Annotated in this window: 18 protein-coding genes; 8 read left to right on the top strand and 10 right to left on the bottom strand. The window is 65.2% G+C overall.

The genetic code is table 11. From position 1 onward, the window contains the following. The first annotated feature begins 94 nt into the window (after positions 1–94). The gene (locus tag NATPE_RS02520; RefSeq protein WP_006180157.1) at positions 95–1,018 is read left to right on the top strand and encodes an LLM class oxidoreductase; all 924 of its coding nucleotides are present in this window, start codon (positions 95–97) and stop codon (positions 1,016–1,018) included. A gap of 3 nt (positions 1,019–1,021) precedes the next feature. Here the strand turns inward: NATPE_RS02520 and NATPE_RS02525 are convergent, their stop codons facing one another. Together NATPE_RS02525 and NATPE_RS02530 are read right to left on the bottom strand one after the other, a co-directional pair. Next, positions 1,022–1,462 carry a hypothetical protein gene (locus NATPE_RS02525; protein ID WP_006180156.1) on the bottom strand — a complete coding sequence of 147 codons (441 nt, stop codon included), beginning with the start codon at positions 1,460–1,462 and terminating at the stop codon, positions 1,022–1,024. An 85-nt stretch (positions 1,463–1,547) separates the two neighbouring features. After that, entirely contained in the window at positions 1,548–2,786 is a 1,239-nt protein-coding gene (locus tag NATPE_RS02530) for an MBL fold metallo-hydrolase (RefSeq protein WP_006180155.1), read from the bottom strand. A 124-nt stretch (positions 2,787–2,910) separates the two neighbouring features. On the opposite strand from NATPE_RS02530, the gene NATPE_RS02535 reads away from it, so the two are divergent. After that, a complete protein-coding gene (locus NATPE_RS02535; protein ID WP_006180154.1) occupies positions 2,911–3,429 on the top strand; it encodes an Lrp/AsnC family transcriptional regulator in 519 nt (172 codons plus the stop codon). A 110-nt stretch (positions 3,430–3,539) separates the two neighbouring features. Here NATPE_RS02535 and NATPE_RS02540 read toward each other — a convergent pair whose 3' ends face one another. The 3 genes from NATPE_RS02540 to NATPE_RS02550 all read right to left on the bottom strand — a co-directional run bounded on the left by NATPE_RS02540 (position 3,540) and on the right by NATPE_RS02550 (position 7,508). Further along, positions 3,540–4,709 carry an acyl-CoA dehydrogenase family protein gene (locus NATPE_RS02540; RefSeq protein WP_006180153.1) on the bottom strand — a complete coding sequence of 390 codons (1,170 nt, stop codon included), beginning with the start codon at positions 4,707–4,709 and terminating at the stop codon, positions 3,540–3,542. Further along, complete coding sequence (locus tag NATPE_RS02545; protein ID WP_006180152.1) at positions 4,709–6,082, bottom strand: aspartate aminotransferase family protein; 1,374 nt, start codon at positions 6,080–6,082, stop codon at positions 4,709–4,711. Before NATPE_RS02545 ends, NATPE_RS02540 begins: the two co-directional genes overlap by 1 nt. A 610-nt stretch (positions 6,083–6,692) precedes the next feature. Next, positions 6,693–7,508: an IS5-like element ISNpe14 family transposase gene (locus NATPE_RS02550; protein WP_015298633.1), complete on the bottom strand. Its 816-nt coding sequence runs from the start codon at positions 7,506–7,508 to the stop codon at positions 6,693–6,695. Between the two features lie 108 nt (positions 7,509–7,616). Between NATPE_RS02550 and NATPE_RS02555 the strand changes: the two genes are divergently transcribed. After that, positions 7,617–8,972 carry an APC family permease gene (locus tag NATPE_RS02555; protein WP_049804849.1) on the top strand — a complete coding sequence of 452 codons (1,356 nt, stop codon included), beginning with the start codon at positions 7,617–7,619 and terminating at the stop codon, positions 8,970–8,972. Positions 8,973–8,996: 24 nt separating this feature from the next. Here NATPE_RS02555 and NATPE_RS02560 read toward each other — a convergent pair whose 3' ends face one another. The 3 genes from NATPE_RS02560 to NATPE_RS02570 all read right to left on the bottom strand — a co-directional run bounded on the left by NATPE_RS02560 (position 8,997) and on the right by NATPE_RS02570 (position 10,147). Then, positions 8,997–9,401 (bottom strand): SHOCT domain-containing protein, encoded by a 405-nt coding sequence (locus NATPE_RS02560; protein WP_006180150.1) that lies wholly within the window; start codon positions 9,399–9,401, stop codon positions 8,997–8,999. Between the two features lie 69 nt (positions 9,402–9,470). Further along, positions 9,471–9,815, bottom strand: a complete 345-nt coding sequence (locus NATPE_RS02565; RefSeq protein ID WP_006180149.1) for a hypothetical protein — start codon at positions 9,813–9,815, stop codon at positions 9,471–9,473. A gap of 53 nt (positions 9,816–9,868) precedes the next feature. Continuing rightward, the gene (locus NATPE_RS02570; protein WP_006180148.1) at positions 9,869–10,147 is read right to left on the bottom strand and encodes a hypothetical protein; all 279 of its coding nucleotides are present in this window, start codon (positions 10,145–10,147) and stop codon (positions 9,869–9,871) included. Between the two features lie 332 nt (positions 10,148–10,479). Here NATPE_RS02570 and NATPE_RS02575 point away from each other — a divergent pair, with 332 nt between their 5' ends. From NATPE_RS02575 to NATPE_RS02590, 4 genes are all read left to right on the top strand, one after another. Continuing rightward, complete coding sequence (locus tag NATPE_RS02575; protein WP_006647866.1) at positions 10,480–10,875, top strand: 30S ribosomal protein S6e; 396 nt, start codon at positions 10,480–10,482, stop codon at positions 10,873–10,875. 21 nt (positions 10,876–10,896) lie between these two features. Then, positions 10,897–11,334, top strand: a complete 438-nt coding sequence (locus NATPE_RS02580; RefSeq protein WP_015298718.1) for a DUF7112 family protein — start codon at positions 10,897–10,899, stop codon at positions 11,332–11,334. 95 nt (positions 11,335–11,429) lie between these two features. Beyond that, positions 11,430–11,858, top strand: a complete 429-nt coding sequence (locus NATPE_RS02585) for a DUF5807 family protein (RefSeq protein ID WP_006180145.1) — start codon at positions 11,430–11,432, stop codon at positions 11,856–11,858. 82 nt (positions 11,859–11,940) lie between these two features. Beyond that, on the top strand, positions 11,941–12,636 hold the full coding sequence (locus tag NATPE_RS02590) for a hypothetical protein (RefSeq protein ID WP_006180144.1): 696 nt from the start codon (positions 11,941–11,943) through the stop codon (positions 12,634–12,636). 371 nt (positions 12,637–13,007) lie between these two features. Here the strand turns inward: NATPE_RS02590 and NATPE_RS02595 are convergent, their stop codons facing one another. Further along, positions 13,008–14,279: a DHH family phosphoesterase gene (locus NATPE_RS02595; RefSeq protein ID WP_006180143.1), complete on the bottom strand. Its 1,272-nt coding sequence runs from the start codon at positions 14,277–14,279 to the stop codon at positions 13,008–13,010. Positions 14,280–14,357: 78 nt separating this feature from the next. Further along, positions 14,358–14,819 carry a universal stress protein gene (locus NATPE_RS02600; RefSeq protein ID WP_006180142.1) on the bottom strand — a complete coding sequence of 154 codons (462 nt, stop codon included), beginning with the start codon at positions 14,817–14,819 and terminating at the stop codon, positions 14,358–14,360. 113 nt (positions 14,820–14,932) lie between these two features. Here NATPE_RS02600 and NATPE_RS02605 point away from each other — a divergent pair, with 113 nt between their 5' ends. Further along, entirely contained in the window at positions 14,933–15,391 is a 459-nt protein-coding gene (locus tag NATPE_RS02605; protein WP_006180141.1) for a universal stress protein, read from the top strand. Positions 15,392–15,452: the final 61 nt, after the last annotated feature.

The raw sequence follows: 15,452 nt of genomic DNA on the forward strand, positions 1-15,452 counted from the left end.
CGTTACCCGATCATCGCCGAGGGCTGCCAACCGATGCCGGCAACGATACCGGACAACGCCACCGTCATATCGCTCGGCCCGATAGCACGATCGAATGCCCGCCGACGGACACGAAAACGCTGGGTATCGACGGCTGTTCGAACCGGACGGCTTGACCTTCGGTGCCGGCTTTCCCCTGACCGGCGCGAACCGATCGACGCCCGACATCGAGGCCGAAGTCGAACTCGCGAGATACGCCGAAGCCGTCGGCTTCGACGGCCTCTGGGCTCGCGACGTGCCGACCTACTGGCCGAAGTTCGGTGACGCCGGTCAGACGTTCGACACCTGGCCGTGGCTCACCCATGTCGCGGCCCGGACCGACGATATCGCGCTCGGGACTTCGAGCGTCGTTCTCACGCTCCGGCATCCGCTCCACGTCGCGAAATCGGCCGCGACGGTCGACCGGCTGTCGGACGGCCGGCTCGTCCTCGGGGTCGCCTCCGGCGACCGCGACCCCGAGTACCCCGCCTTCGACGTCGACCGCGAGGAGCGTGGCGCGCTGTTTCGCGAGTCCGTCGACGCCCTCCGGGCGGTCTGGCGTGAGGAGTTCCCCGAACTCGAGGGCCGGTGGGGCCGGCTCGAGGGCGATCTCGACGTCGTCCCGAAGCCGACGACCGAGACGATCCCGCTGTTGCCGACCGGCAACGCCCGCCAGTCCCAGGAGTGGATCGCCGACCACGGCGACGGCTGGCTGTTCTATCACCTCCCCGAATCGACCCTCGAGAGTTATCTTGCCGAGTGGCGCGCGGCCGCCGGCGACAAGCCCTTCGCGATCGCTGTTCGGGTCGAACTGGCCGACGACCGAACGGCCGACCCCGAGCCGCTCCACTTGGGCTTTCGGGCCGGTATCGAGTGGTTCCGGGACTACTTCCGCCGGCTCGAGACGTACGGCCTCGATCACGCGATTATCGGGATTCAAAACGACGACCGCGAGGCCGCACTGGCGACGTTCGCCGACGAGATCATCGACGACCTGTAGGTCTTATTCGCCGTCACCGTCGTCGGCGCGCTCGCGCAACTGCCGCTTCTGCCGGCGCTCGGTCACGTGATCGATCCCGTCGGCCAACTCCGTTCTGACCTCGTCCTCGAAGCCGTCGACTGCCTCGAGGAACTCCCCCGAGAACTCCTCGACGAGTTCGAAGGTCCACTCGTCGCTGATCGCGCCCGCGGGGAGATGCTCGTCCCGGAGGGCGTCGGCCCACTCCTCGTGGCCGGCCTCGCGCAGCCGGTCCTCGGCGTCGTCCATTCGATCCATCGCGTGGCCGAGTTCGTGGTGGAACTCGAGCAGGGTGCCGTAGGCGCGATGGACGTGTTCGATCCCGAGTTGGAGTTCGTGTAGCGCCGCCTGTTCGGCGTCGCTCAGCTCGAGGTCGTCGGGGTCGACGTCCGTCTCGGGGCCGGCCGTGGAATCGGGATCGCTCATACTAGGTCCGACGGGGACGGCGGTCAAAACGGTCGGCGTTGAACGTGCCGGACCGGCTCCTGCGAGTGGCGGCTCGGCCACATCGTCAGCACTCGCAGCGGTCGCCGAGTTCCGGCGCGGCGGCGTCGAAGCCATCAGTACGAAGCTCCGCGGCGAACGCCGCACAGCGGTCGCCGTGATTGACGAGGACCCGCGTGTCCTCGTAGGCCGCGAGGAAGTCGCGCAGGCCGTCGCGGTCGGCGTGGGCCGAGAAGTCGTACTGCTCGACCTGTGCGCTGACCGGCAGCATCCGGCCGTCGATCTCGGCGCTCCCGGTCTCGAGCAGGTCTCGGCCCGGGGTCCCCTCGACCTGATAGCCGGTCATGGCGATCTTGTTGGTCGGGTGCGAGCGAACGGCGGGGACGTAGGTCATCGCGGGGCCGCCGTGGAGCATCCCGCTGGTGGTGACGATGACAGTGTTTTGCTCGGCGATCCGTCGCCGCTGGCCGTCGCGGCCGTCGACGAACCGGGCGTTGCCCTTTGCCCGGCGCAACAGGTCCGGATCGCGCAGATAGCCGCGGTTCGCCTCGCGCAGGAACAGTTCGGTGACGCGTTTGCCCATCCCGTCGACGTAGCACTCGAGGTCGTACGCCTCGCAGAGACACAGCACTTCCTGCGTGCGGCCGATGCCGAAAGCCGGGACGACGACGGTCCCGCCCTCCCAGATCGTCGTCCGGAGGCTCTCGACGAACTCCCGTTCGATCTCTTCGCGGGGCGGTCGGGTCACGTCCGAGTACGTACTCTCACAGACGACGACGTCGGCGTCGGGCCGGGCAGTCGTGCCGGCGAGCAGCCGCTGGTCTTCGGTGTGGAAGTCGCCGGTGTAGAGCAGCCGCGTGTTGCCATCGTCGACCAACACGTGGGCGCTGCCGGGGACGTGGCCGGCGTCGAAGAACGTGACCTCGTAGCCCGCGGCCTCGAAGGATTCCTCGTAGCCGTGGGTCTCGGAGACTTCGGCGACGCGGGCGAGTTCCGCCTCGGTGAACGGGCAGTCGTAGCTGCCGCCGTGGAGCTTCAGCGTGTCCCGAGCGAGGACCATGGTGAGGTCGTAGGTCGGCGGCGTCCAGTGGATCTCGGGGCGGGCGTCGCCGGACAGCAGTGCCGGTACCGAACCGACGTGATCGAGGTGGCCGTGGCTGACGACGACGGCTTCGGGGTCGACGTCGCCGATCGGAAACGACGGTGGGTTCCCCGAGTCCATTCCGAAATCGAGAACGAGCCTCTCGTCGATACAGAGCGCGCTCCGACCGATCTCGCCGGCACCGCCGAGAAACCGTACGTCCATTACCGAGCGGTAACGGTCCGGACCGTTTGACGCCATCGGTTACCCCCGGCCGCATACTCGCGATCGGCCCGACGGACTGATCACCGAAAGAGAATAGGCTCGGGTACGTCAAACGAACGCACGGATGAACAACACACTCGACGAGCGGGACGTCAAGATTCTCTTTGCGATCGCCGATCGGGAGACCGATAACACGGAAATCATCCACGAGGAAACGGGGATCCCGAAATCGACGGTCCACTATCGCCTGCAGAATCTCAAAGAAGCGGGCGTCATCACGAACGATCTGTACGAACTCGATCTCGACGAAGTCGGCCTGGGGCTGACCGTCATCTCCGAGGTCTGGGCGGAGTTCGATGAGGGGTATCACGAACGGGTCGGCGAACAACTCGCCGATATCGAGGGGATCAACCAGGTGTATTTCACGATGGGAGACACCGACTTCGTCCTCATCGGGCGACTGACCTCGCGGGATATGGTCGAACGACTCGTCGAGGACTACGAATCGATCGACGAAATCAACCGGACGAGTTCGAAGTTCGTCATCTCGACGATCAAGACCAGCGAGGGGATCGGCACCCTGCGCGACTACGATCAGGCATCGTTTCTCGAGGCACACGGTCTCTCGGACGAGACCGAATAGCGACGGCGGTGTCCCCGCGACGCGTTCCGATCGCTCATTCGTATCGTAACCACTGACAGTCAAGACACACCTGCTCACACGACAGCGGTGCGATCAGTGTGTCAATCGTTTCAGCGGCTACTATAGACGGGGATGCCGGTGAACTCCTCGCCGAGGACGAGCGTGTGGATGTCGTGGGTCCCCTCGTAGGTGTAGACCGTCTCGAGGTTGGCCATGTGTCGCATCGGCGAGTAGTCGGTGGTGATGCCGTTGCCGCCGAGCATCTCGCGGGCGATCCGCGACTGATTGCGCGCCATCCGCACGTTGTTGCGTTTGGCCATCGAGACGTGCTGGGGACGCATCTCGTCGCGTGTTTTCAGCTCGGTGAGACGGGTGACGAGCAACTGGGCGAGCGTGATCTGGGTGCCCATCTCCGCGAGCTTGCGCTGCTGGAGCTGGAATCGACCGATCGGACCGCCGAACTGGTCGCGATCTTTCGCGTACGCCCGCGCCGTCTCGAAACAGTCCCGAGCGGCACCGACCGCACCCCAGGCGATGCCGAAGCGAGCCTGTGTGAGACAGGACAGCGGCCCTTTCATTCCGGAAACGCCCGGGAGGACGTTCTCTTCGGGCACGTGGACGTCGTTCAGGCCGATCTCGCCCGTGATGGAGGCTCGCAACGAGAGCTTGTCGTCGATCTCGTTGGTCGTGACGCCGTCGCGGTCGGTCTCGACGAGGAACCCGCGAACGGGGTCGTCCTCGGCCGAGTTGTCACGCGCCCAGACGATCGCCACGTCGGCGATCGGTGAGTTCGTGATCCAGGTTTTGGAGCCGTTGAGGACGTAGCCGTCGCCGTCCGCTTCGGCACGGGTCTCCATCGCCGACGGGTTCGAGCCGTGTTCGGGTTCGGTCAGCCCGAAACAGCCGACGGCCTCGCCGTTGCCGAGCTTCGGCAGCCACTCTTCCTTCTGTGCGTCTGAACCGTAGGTGTGGATCGGGTACATCACGAGCGCACCCTGGACCGAGGCCATCGAGCGCAGCCCCGAGTCACAGGCCTCGAGTTCCCGCATCAACAGGCCGTAGGCCGTCTCGGAGACGTTCGGCGAGCCATAGCCATCGAGATTGGGTGCGTAAAACCCCATTTCGCCCATCTCCGGAATGAGGTCGGTGGGGAAGGTGCCGTTCTCGAAGTGGTCGCCGATGGTCGGGCGCACCCGATCGTCGACGAACTCGCGTGCCGTGTCCCGGATCAGGCGCTCTTCGTCCGTCAGTTCCGACTCGAGATCGAGGAAGTCGAACATCAGTTCCGTCCCTCGGTGGTACTCGCTCGAATCGCGTTACAGAGGATGTCCATCCCGACTTCCGCCTGTTCGCGGGTGAGGACGAGTGGCGGGATCAGCCGCAAGACGTTCCCGTGTCGGCCGGCGTTCCAGACGAGGAGTCCGTTCTCGTAACAGCGGGTCTGGATCGTTTCGACGACATCGGCGCCGGGTGCGCCGTCGGCGTCGACGAACTCCGCGCCGACGAAGAGCCCCTTGCCTCGCACGTCCACCAGTTCCGACGTCGTCTCCGCGACCTCGTCGAGCCGATCGCGGAGATACTGTTCGAGCGCCGTCGCGTGTGACAGCAGGTCGTGGGATTCGATGTACTCGATCGCTCGCAGCCCGCCGACCATCGCCGGCGCGTTGCCACGGAAGGTCCCGACGTGGCCGCCGGGCCCCCACGTATCGAAGTCCTCGTGATAGAGCATCGCCCCGATCGGGAGGCCGGTCCCGCCCAGTGCCTTCGCCATCGTGATCGCGTCGGGGGTCACGTCGAAGTGGTCGGTCGCGAACCACTCGCCGGTCCGCCCCAGCCCGGTCTGGATCTCGTCGACGATCAGCATCGCATCGTTGTCGTCCGCGATGTCGCGAAGCCCCTGAAGAAAGCCCTCCGGGGGGACGACGACGCCCCCCTCGCCCTGGATCGGCTCGACCCAGATGCCGGCGGGCGTTTCGTGACCGCCGTAGGGGGCCTCGAACTTCCGCTTGACGGCGTCGAGACACCGCTCACACGCGTCCCGGCCACCCGCGCCCGCGTCCCGCGTCGGATACGGGACGTGAACGGCGTCCGCCAGTAGCGGGCCGTACCCTTTTTTGTACTTCTTGCCCGCGGTGAGACTGAGCGCGCCGGCGGTCGTCCCGTGATACGCCCCCTCGAAGCCCAAAATCCCGTGGCGACCCGTGTTGTGTTTGGCGAGTTTGATCGATCCCTCGATCGCGTCGCTCCCGCTTGGGCCGCCGAACACGACGTTGCTCGAGCCGGCCAACCCGCCCGGGGCGATCGTTCGTAGTTTCTCGATGAGATCGACCCGCGCCTCGGTCGGGAAGTCGATCGTGTGTGCGATCGACTCGAGTTGCTCTTGGGTCCCCTCGAGAACGTAGGGGTTCGAGTGACCGACGTTCAGGACGCCGATCCCCGCGAAGAAATCGAGGAACGTGTTTCCGTCGGCGTCCCGAACCGTCGCTCCCCGGGCCTCCTCGAGCGCGATGAGGACGCGGCGCGGATACGCCACTGCGTTGCTATCGATCTCCCGTTGTCGTTCCAGTAGTTTCCGTGAGTTCGGTCCCGGCACCTCGTCGACCGATGGTTCGGTCGCGAAGTGAAGCTCGTCGATCGATGGGCCTACGGCCATGTGCCCTAGTCACACTCTTTGGATATATTTGGTTCGGTTCCTAGCTCAGTGCAGTAGAATAGGAATATAGCCAATAGAGAATAGAATATCATATTTCGTCCAATTAGGTTGGAATGGTGACGTTCTGTGCGGTCCCTTCGAGTGGCTGTTCTCGAGTCCACCTGTGGATGTCCGCTCACCGGTAATCGCCGGCCGAACGATTCTGCTAAATATACAATATTAGATGATGAAATTGTATAGCTACCAGTACAGACTCCCTGTTCCTGGTAAATATACAATACTGCCGGAAGGTATAAGTAGGGGCGTATGTATGCGGTACATGTTAAGAAGTAACAAGACACACCATGTCAGAGACAACACAGAGCGGACTGGAGAAGGCACTCGGAATGCTCTGTTGAACGCAAGACGGCGGCAGTATTGAAACTTTGACATTCAGGCAGGTGGCGTTAGAACTCCTGTACTGATGGTTTTGAGATCTGGATGATGTGGGAGGAGTACAGTTCGTTGATTCTGCAACCATCAGAATTAGGTCACTTTGTGAGAACCCGTACGTGGATGACGGCGATGTCTCTGGCGGATACGTCCAGAGAAAGAGAGCAGGCGGCGAGCCCTAACTCGCCGCCTGCGATAGGTTATGCACGATACACTTGCGCGTGAGCTCTCGGAACTGGCCGTGCCAGCTCCGAGAGCGTAACTTCTCACCGTCATCCTTCAGCAGTGAGAACGCAGTCTCACTCAGTGTCCGCTGATGGTACAGATCTTCGTCCATCCGAGCGTTATGCGCTTTCTTCAGCGCATTGTGCTCCCTGTGTTTGATTAGCGGTCGTGTCGCGCCAGCGCGACACTCCTCTCTGAGATCTGACCACGAATAGTTCGCATCTGCAAGGAACTCTTGCAGGTCTTCGGCGTTGCGCCGATAGACCTGCAAGCCGATGTGTCCGTCCCACTTGCGCTTCGTCGTGAAATGAACGTCTTTGATCGCCAGTGACTCTGTATCGACCAAAATCGTTGTCTTCAGCTTGTGAAACGAGAAGCCAGCACGATTCCGGTAATGATAGCTGGTTTGATCTCGCTGGAAGCCACTGGCGTCGATTGCTGCTGTTCCCGACCAGCCAGCCTGCTCCGCACTGCGGCGGAGCAGGCTGCGGAGTTCACGCATGTCGACCTGTTGCTCCCATCGACAGAGCGTGGTGTGATCCGGCGATTTGTCGATGTTAAGCTCTTCACGGATGGCTCTGGAGTCATTGAACCATGCTTCAGTCTCTCGGAAATCTTTGTCGAGTTCCGCATGCAAGAGGATAAACGCGATCTGAGTCCACTCGGCGAACCCGCTGGCGCCGTCCGGCGCAGCGGGTTCGTCAGGGTTATCCACGTGCTGTTTGGCAAGATTCTTACACTGCCGTATGATCGGCCGTTTCGACCTCATATCGCAAGACGGCGTCCAATTCCCCACAAGCCTCACGGAAATCAGCCGAGAACAAGGCTGAAACTGGTGCTATTCGACGCTGCAACAGAGCAACTCGGAAGCAAAGAGATGCTAATTCTGGCGTTCGGAGCGATGATCGGGTGGGGATGGATTATCCTCGCCGGTGACTGGATCAACGATGGGGGCCCGCTGGGAGCGATCGTCGCGTTTCTCGGCGGGGCCGTCGTCGTCGGTATCGTCGCGATCATTTACAGCGAACTCGCCGCTGCGATGCCGTTAGTCGGGGGCGAACACGTCTATAGCCTCCGCGCCCTCGGACCGGCCGGGTCGTTCGTTTGCACCTGGGCGATCGTCTTCGGGTACGTTACCGTCGCCGCGTTCGAAGCGGTCGCGCTCCCGTCCGCGATGGCGTTTATCGTCCCCGGGTTCAATGCGGTCCCGCTCTGGGACGTCGCCGGCGAACCGGTGTACGCGACGTGGATCCTCGTCGGCGTATTCGGCACGCTCGGCATCACGTACCTGAACTATATCGGGATCCGGGTCGCCGCGCAGTTCCAGATCATCATGACCGTCATCATCGCGCTCGCCGGCCTCATCCTGATCGGCGGGGCAGTTACCAACGGGCAACCGTCGCCCGATAGCTCGTTCGGCGCCGGGACCGCTGGCATCTTCACCGTCGTATTGATGACCCCGTTTATGTTCGTCGGCTTCGACGTTATTCCACAATCCGCCGAAGAAGCCGACATTCCGGCGCGGACGCTGGGACTGCTGATCATCCTCGCCGTCGGGTTGGCCGCTCTGTTCTACATGGCCGTCATCTGGGGCTCGAGTCGCGCGCTCTCCGGGAGTGCCCTCGTCGATAGTTCGCTCCCTGCGGCGGCGGCGATGGCCGAACTGTACGACAGTTCGACCGCCGGTCAACTCATGGCTCTCGCGGGCGTCGCGGGAATCCTCACGAGCTGGAACGCGTTCATCATCGGCGGGAGTCGAGCGCTCTTTGCACTCTCGGAGTCGGGGATGCTCCCGGAACCCCTTTCGAAAGTCCACCCGAAACACAACACGCCGAGCAACGCGATCCTGTTGGTCGGCGGCCTGTCCGCGCTCGCGCCGTTTTTCGGCGAACAGATGCTTACGTGGATCGTCAACGCAGGCGGCCTCGGGATCGTCGTCGCCTGGTTCCTCGTCGTCGTCTCGTTTCTGGTGCTGCGCTACCGTGAACCCGAGATGAATCGTCCGTACGAGGTCCCCGGTGGCCCCGTCGTCGGTATTCTCGGGTTCGTGGCAACGGCGATTTTCATCACGCTCTATCTTCCGGGCGGCCAGTCGGCGCTGTTGTGGCCCTACGAGTGGCTCATCGTCCTCGGCTGGTGTGTCCTCGGACTCGTCCTATACGCGGTCTCCGGCGACGGGTCGGTCGAAACGGCCGACGAAGTGGTGCGCAGAATCGAAGCCCTAGACGAATAACGGCCGCGCCGATCCGTGGCTCCATCACCGCCGCTCTCGTTCTCGGTGCCGACGACGCGATCGGTCGGCCTCGACGTCGTCGACGCCGACCGTCTCCTCGCCGAGAACCCGCTCGAGTTCCCGTTCGAACTCCTCGTCGTCGAGGTCGCCGTCGACGTACCGGGAGCGAACGCGTTCCTCTGGATCGGGCCGGGTTTCGGCCGGCGTGTCCGCGTCGCTCCCGGCGCTCGAGTCCGCGCCGACCAACGAGAACAGACCGACGGCGGCCAGGACGACCAGCGACAGGACGGCAAGCGTCAGCACCAGCGAGAGGACGGCCGCGATCACCGAGAGGGCGATGCCGACGATCGTGGCGACGACGCTCAGTACGACGACTGCGAGGACGACCGCGCCGAGCCCTTTGAGCAGGACGGAACTGAGACGTCCCATAGTCGTCGTTCGGTCGACGGGCACAAAAACACGCGGGGCCACCCCAGGCCGCCGTCGCCGGCGGGGTCGTCAGGAACTGTTCGAGCGGCGGTCGTCCGCCCCGGCCGGCGGGAGGGTGGTCCGTTCGGCCAGCCCGATGAGATAGACATCGAGCAGACAGACCAGCAGGATCGTCAGCGGGACGGCGACGTCGGTGTAACTCACGGCGTCGAACTGCAGCGCCGTCACCACGAACGGTTCCTCGAGGCTGAGCGCACCCGAGACGGTTCGCGCGCTCAGGAACACGAGCGCGAGGCCGTAACAGAGGAACCAGATCCCGCCGCGTTTCCATCGGCCGAGATAACAGTGGCCGAGGCCGGCGACGAGTACCGACAGCGGGTACGCCGGCCAGACCGGTCGCGACAGTTCGTTCATCGGGGTCCCCTACGGCCCGGAGGACAATCGGTGTTACTCTTCGTTGCTGATCGCTATTTCCGATACTGGCGAATATCGAACCGGCCGTAGCCGCCGTATGCAAGCTCGAGCGAGCCGATCCACCAGTTCCACCGCTCCGGTGGGGTTCCCTCGGGGGCGTCGGCCAACTCCTCGAGGACGATCTCGTTGGTCAGTGCGGTCCCGACGTCCGATTCGTATTTCCCGGCGTCCGCGAGGTCGACGGCCTGCCGGACGACGACCCGTGATTGGCCCATCGTGCCGCCGAACTCCTCGCGCAGGCGATCCTCGAGTCGCCCCGGATCGATGAACACGGCTCGAGGTAGGCGTTGCAGCTACTTGACTGTTCGAGCGGAACGGGCGGGAAAAGCGTCGAAGACGGTTCGGTGGCCGGGAGGACGGCTCGAGCGCTGCGAGAGCTGTCGGACCCGGGGGAAGGCAGGCAGCTACCCGGTACTGACCGCGAGCGAGCCCGCAGGGCGAGCGAGCGGGCCGACGACCGATGTGGAGAGCGCGGAGCGCTCGGAACGGAGGGAGGAGTGCTTTTCATCGAAGTTTTGCCGAGGGCGCGGCTGTGCCGCGCCCGCAGAGCAAAAGTTCGGTGACGATCGATGATCTTTTGAGCGACGGCCGTCTTCCGTCGGGCATGGCAAGTTTCACTGTCGTTGTCGGCGACCCCGATTCCGGGTCGTCCTACCAGCTCGAGGCGGAGGAACAGGACGCGAACCGGTTCATCGGCAAGTCGATCGGCGAGGAAGTCGACGGCGGTGCCGTCGGGCTCGACGGCTACACGCTCGAGATCACCGGCGGCTCCGACGAGGCCGGCCGCCCGCTCAACGACGAGGTCGCCGGTTCGAACCTGAAGGAAGTGCTGATGAACGGTCGACAGACCGGCTACAAGCCGTCCCGTGACGGCGAGCGCCGCCGGATCACCGTCCGCGGCCGCGAGGTCTCCGACGCCGTCGCCCAGATCAACGCCTCGATCTCCGAGCGCGGTAGCAGCGATGTCGACGAACTCCTCGGCGACGGCGACGACGAGTAACGCCCTCGCCATCCGTTTTCCATGTCAGATAGAATTTCGAGCGATCATCCCTCGGTGCGGACGGTCCGTGCGACGTGTACGGAGACGGCCACCGGGGTCAAACTCGAGGTGCCGGCCGACGACCGCGACGCCTTTCCGACCGACGAGGTCGTCCGGCTCGTCCTCGAGGGTGAGGAACTGTTCGCACAGATCGAGCGCGCACTGACCGGCGACGAGCTGTCGGTGCCGGGCGTCTACGAGACGCCGGACAGTGCCCGCGATCCCAGCGGCGCGACCGACCGCCTTCCCGAGTGGGTCGACGATCACGACGTTCCCCTCGGCGGCTCGGTGCTGATCGACGTCGTCGAACCCGAGTTCCTCTACGGCTGTCGCGCGCCCGGCGAGACAGTCTTTTACGACGCCCGCGAACCGCCAAGCGACAGCCTCAGCGAGATCGCGAAGGACCTCGAGGACGGGTAGCCACGCGCGATCGGCCTGCCGTGGCTGTCGCCGACCGATGGCGCGGCGAACCGCGAATACGGTCCTTTTTCCACCTCGAGCGCGAATCCGGGGCCATGACTGACCAACGCGCGGAGTTCCTCGCCGGCGAGCGCCCCGAGGACGTGGCGCTGTTTCTGGCCGATTCGTTCGTCTCGGACGACCGCCTCGAGCAGTTCGGTGATCCCGTCGCGGACGGGACGCTGATCGTCGTCGACGGCGAGCGAGGCCGCAACGCGTTCCAGGCGGCGACCGGCACCGGGGCGATGGAGTTCGCTAAGTCCGCGATGAGTACCGAAGGGGAGATCGACGACGACCTCGCGGGTGCGCAATGTCCGGACGCGGGCGAGGATGGCGACCACGAGACCCAGTTCGTCTTCGCCTTCGCGGAGGAGCAAAACGAGGAGGTCGGCGGCATCTACGCCGACGGCGACGTGATCCACGCCTACGCCCAGTGTACCTGTGGGACGGCGTTTTCCGACCGCTGGAACGTCACCGAGGCGTAGCCGCTCGCGACGCTTCGAACGGCCGCGATATCGTCTCAGGAGTAGGCCGCAGGCTTTTGCGGCCCAGCGACGTAGCGAGCCCATGAGTGCGACCGAAACCCCGACCGGGACTCGCCGCGGGTTCGGTCTCTCGAGTCGGGACGCGCGGGTGATCGGCGGCGCGAGCCTCCTGCTGGCGATCAACATCGCGGTGATGTACGCGCTGGCGACGACGCCGCTGGCGGCGCTCAACGACGTCCTTTTTTCGTTCCCGATCGTCGGCGCGATCGCCTACGGCGCGGCGATTATGGCCGGCCAACTGGTCGCCGAGCGCGGCGTTGCCGGCGGCAACACCGGGATCGCGGTCCTCGGAATGGTGATCCTCCAACTGGCCTTCGGGGTCTTCGGGGCCGGCGCACTTCGGTTCGTGCCGCGGGAGTCCCAACTGACGGTCCTCACCGTGACAGCTGTCGTCGTCGCGGTGCTGACGGCACTCATCGCCGCCTACGTCTACGCCCGCTCGAGTGACTTCGATCACTGGGGTTCCTACGCCAACTACGCCTTCATCGGTGGGCTCGTCGCCATCGCCGTCGGGACGTTCTACACGCCGGCGTTGCTCGCTGGCTTCGCCCTGATCTTTCTGGGATTCCTGCTGCAACTCGGCTGGGAGATCTGGAACGTTCGGGACCAGCGGACGGCGTCGGTCACGCTCCAGACGATCGGCGTCTACATCGCCGTCGCCGGCGTTTTCGTCCACGTGTTGCAGCTCGTACTGCGATACGTCGCGTCTCGAGGGTAAGCGAGTTCTCGAGCCAGCAGTGACAGAATCGTGATGTCCCCTATTTCGATGGATTGAGTGTGTTCTCCGGTGGTATTGGCACGACTCTCTTGCTATCGTGGCACCACGGAGGGGCCACACCCTCCCCAACCGATTGCTGCTCACGGGTGCGTAGCACCCGTTCGCATGGTTCGCGGGACCTCCGGTCCCGCGCTAACGCTCGCTCCGAGATCGCTCGCTCATCCCTCGCACGGAGTCTGGCCGCGGTTCGTCGGTGACTCACCGCGCCCCAGCGTGCGCCACCGCATACTGTTCGGTCAGGGTGGAGTGATACGTCGCTGGCTTCACTCTTGTTAGCAAGAGAAAAACGGTATGAGCGCTCTTCGAACTGATCAGTTCTCGCTTTCGTCGCTATCGCTCTCGTCGTCCTCGGTCGTCTCGTCGACGACCTCGCGGAACGCGTCGAGGATGACCTGCTTGGTCACCGCGCCGCGGGTCGTCCAGTGGTTCGCGAAGTCGAGCATGTCGTCGTAGATGTCGGGCTTGCAGCCGGCAGCCTTCGGGTGGCCGCCGCCGTTTACCTTCCCTGCGACCTCGTGACAGCGGTCGAACTCGTCGGTGCCCCGGATCGAGGCCGAGCCGGCGGGCTTGACGATCACCGAGGCGTCGGCCCCCGCCTCGCGCATCGCCTCCGCGACCTCGTTTTGCGAACAGCGGCCGTAGGTCACGCCGACGGTGTAGCCGCCGATCTCGCGGTACTCCGCGCGCCCGACCGCGCGATCGATCAGCGCCTCCTTCTCGACGCGGCGCTCGGCGATGTAGTCCTCGACCCACGCGGGCAGGTCGGCGCCGTACTCGCGGACGACCTCGACGTATTCGGCGGGGTCGGTCCAGTAGGCGTAGTCCGCCAGATCGTCGCTGCGGGGGTCCTCCCGCAGCCAGAGGTCGTGGTCCCGCGTGACCGCCGCGAGTTCCTCGTACATCGGGTCGAACTCGTACTCGAGCGAGCGATAGACCACGTCGGCGGAACACTCCTCGTCGGAGTCACCGATCACGAGGTCGACGCCGGCCTCGCGGACCGCCGCCGCGACGTCATCGCCCCACTGGTGGTGATCGTACCACGAGACCCGGTCGGCCGTCTCGAGGGCCGCGTCGAGTTCCGACTCGACATACTCGTATTTGTCCGGCGCGAGGTCACAGACAAACAGGTCGATCCCCTCGTCGCCGTACTCGGCGACGCGAGCGAGTGCGTCCTCGACGTCGTGGGGACTGGCTGGAATCAACGCGACGCCGTGGGGCGTCGGCTCGGGCTCCTCGAGCGGGTCGTCGTCCTCGCCGGCCGCGACGGGGGGCTCCGCCTCGTCGACGTCGTCGGTCGCGTCGGCGACCGGTTCGTCACCGTCGTCCCCGGCCCCGGCCACGGAATCCTCCGGTTCGGGTACGTTTCGGACGTCGTCGTAGGCCTCGCGAAGCAGGGCCACGCAGGCCAGTCCGTCGGCGTCCGGGTCCGCAACGACCGCGACCTCAGCCCCCTCGAGGGCGGCCGCGGCCTGCTGTTCTTCGAGGTCCTCCTCGAGTTCGTCGGGCAGGAAGAAGCCGGTTCCTGGGAGGACCGATTTCCGCGAGAGCGGGAGATCGCCGCTCTCGATGAGTTCGTCGTACATGGTTCCCCGTGGGTGACCGGCGGGGAAGTAACCGCCGGTCTCGGGAGCGCAGGAGGCGGCTCCAGTCGCCGGACGGGGTCAGGCGTCGACCGCCGACTCGCCCCCGTCGTCGCCGGTCGGCTCGAGCTGGCGGACGGTCAGGACGGGCACAGGTGAAGTACGGACGACCCGCTCGGCGACGCTGCCGAGCAGGAGCCGGTTCTCGCCGTGGCGACCGCGGGTCCCGGTCGCGACGGCGTCGGCGTCGACTTCGCGAGCGTATTCGCAGATCTCGGCGGCAGGCCGGCCGTCGCGGATCGCGGTCGTTACCCCCCTGTCGGCCCGGTCCTCGACGGTGGCCAGTGCCGCGTCGGCGGTCGTCTCGAGCGCGGTGCGGAGTTCGTCCCGGAGCTGCTGGGGCGAGGCGTCGACTTCGCTCGCGTCGACTACCGAGAGGGCGTGGACGTCGGCCTCGAAGCGGGCGGCGAGATCGAGCGCGACGTCGACCGCTCGCGTGACGCTGTCGGAGCCGTCGGTCGCGACCACGACGGTATCGAACATAGCGGGGGTTTCGGTCGGGAACGCTTAAACCTCCCCGTTCGACGGGGCGAACGGGCGTCCCGGTGCCGCCGCGGTGGGATGGCTTTTTCATGCCGGCCCACCCACTGCCGCGTATGGACGCCAGCGAGCCGGTTACCGTCGACACCGTCCTGGTGACGGTCGACGGGAGCGAGGAGTCAGCCACCGCCGTCGAGTACGCCGTCGCGGTCGCGGACCGCTACGACGCCAGCGTCCACGCGCTGTTCGTCCTCGGACGCGGGGTCGTCCGCGGGTTGGACGCCGGGACGGTCGACGAGACCGACGTCGCGGAGACGACACAGGAGTTCTTCGACGACGTCCGGCGGATCGCCGACGACGCCGGCGTCGACCTCGCGACCTCCGTCGACGACGGCTTCTCGCAGACGCGCAAGACCCGCCATCCGGGCAACGTCGTCCTCGACACGGCCGACGCCGTCGACGCCGACTTCGTCGTCCTCCCCCGGGAACCGGTTACTGGCACCGAGGCGGAGGTCCTCGAGAAGGCAGCCGAGTACGTTCTCTCCTACGCGAGCCAGCCCGTGCTGTCGGTGTAGCGACGGCGGCCGTTCCGTTCCACACGAGCAACTGCAAGTCATTGCCGATGGGACTGCGACT

Source organism: Natrinema pellirubrum DSM 15624 (assembly GCF_000230735.2).
GTDB lineage: Archaea > Halobacteriota > Halobacteria > Halobacteriales > Natrialbaceae > Natrinema > Natrinema pellirubrum.

What these genes read in the sequence shown, in the direction of transcription:
- NATPE_RS02520 (WP_006180157.1), top strand. Translation starts at nt 95, where the DNA reads ATGCCCGCCGACGGACACGAAAACGCTGGGTATCGACGGCTGTTCGAA.
- NATPE_RS02525 (WP_006180156.1), bottom strand. Translation starts at nt 1,462, where the DNA reads ATGAGCGATCCCGATTCCACGGCCGGCCCCGAGACGGACGTCGACCCC.
- NATPE_RS02530 (WP_006180155.1), bottom strand. Translation starts at nt 2,786, where the DNA reads ATGGACGTACGGTTTCTCGGCGGTGCCGGCGAGATCGGTCGGAGCGCG.
- NATPE_RS02535 (WP_006180154.1), top strand. Translation starts at nt 2,911, where the DNA reads ATGAACAACACACTCGACGAGCGGGACGTCAAGATTCTCTTTGCGATC.
- NATPE_RS02540 (WP_006180153.1), bottom strand. Translation starts at nt 4,709, where the DNA reads ATGTTCGACTTCCTCGATCTCGAGTCGGAACTGACGGACGAAGAGCGC.
- NATPE_RS02545 (WP_006180152.1), bottom strand. Translation starts at nt 6,082, where the DNA reads ATGGCCGTAGGCCCATCGATCGACGAGCTTCACTTCGCGACCGAACCA.
- NATPE_RS02550 (WP_015298633.1), bottom strand. Translation starts at nt 7,508, where the DNA reads ATGAGGTCGAAACGGCCGATCATACGGCAGTGTAAGAATCTTGCCAAA.
- NATPE_RS02555 (WP_049804849.1), top strand. Translation starts at nt 7,617, where the DNA reads ATGCTAATTCTGGCGTTCGGAGCGATGATCGGGTGGGGATGGATTATC.
- NATPE_RS02560 (WP_006180150.1), bottom strand. Translation starts at nt 9,401, where the DNA reads ATGGGACGTCTCAGTTCCGTCCTGCTCAAAGGGCTCGGCGCGGTCGTC.
- NATPE_RS02565 (WP_006180149.1), bottom strand. Translation starts at nt 9,815, where the DNA reads ATGAACGAACTGTCGCGACCGGTCTGGCCGGCGTACCCGCTGTCGGTA.
- NATPE_RS02575 (WP_006647866.1), top strand. Translation starts at nt 10,480, where the DNA reads ATGGCAAGTTTCACTGTCGTTGTCGGCGACCCCGATTCCGGGTCGTCC.
- NATPE_RS02580 (WP_015298718.1), top strand. Translation starts at nt 10,897, where the DNA reads ATGTCAGATAGAATTTCGAGCGATCATCCCTCGGTGCGGACGGTCCGT.
- NATPE_RS02585 (WP_006180145.1), top strand. Translation starts at nt 11,430, where the DNA reads ATGACTGACCAACGCGCGGAGTTCCTCGCCGGCGAGCGCCCCGAGGAC.
- NATPE_RS02590 (WP_006180144.1), top strand. Translation starts at nt 11,941, where the DNA reads ATGAGTGCGACCGAAACCCCGACCGGGACTCGCCGCGGGTTCGGTCTC.
- NATPE_RS02595 (WP_006180143.1), bottom strand. Translation starts at nt 14,279, where the DNA reads ATGTACGACGAACTCATCGAGAGCGGCGATCTCCCGCTCTCGCGGAAA.
- NATPE_RS02600 (WP_006180142.1), bottom strand. Translation starts at nt 14,819, where the DNA reads ATGTTCGATACCGTCGTGGTCGCGACCGACGGCTCCGACAGCGTCACG.
- NATPE_RS02605 (WP_006180141.1), top strand. Translation starts at nt 14,933, where the DNA reads ATGGACGCCAGCGAGCCGGTTACCGTCGACACCGTCCTGGTGACGGTC.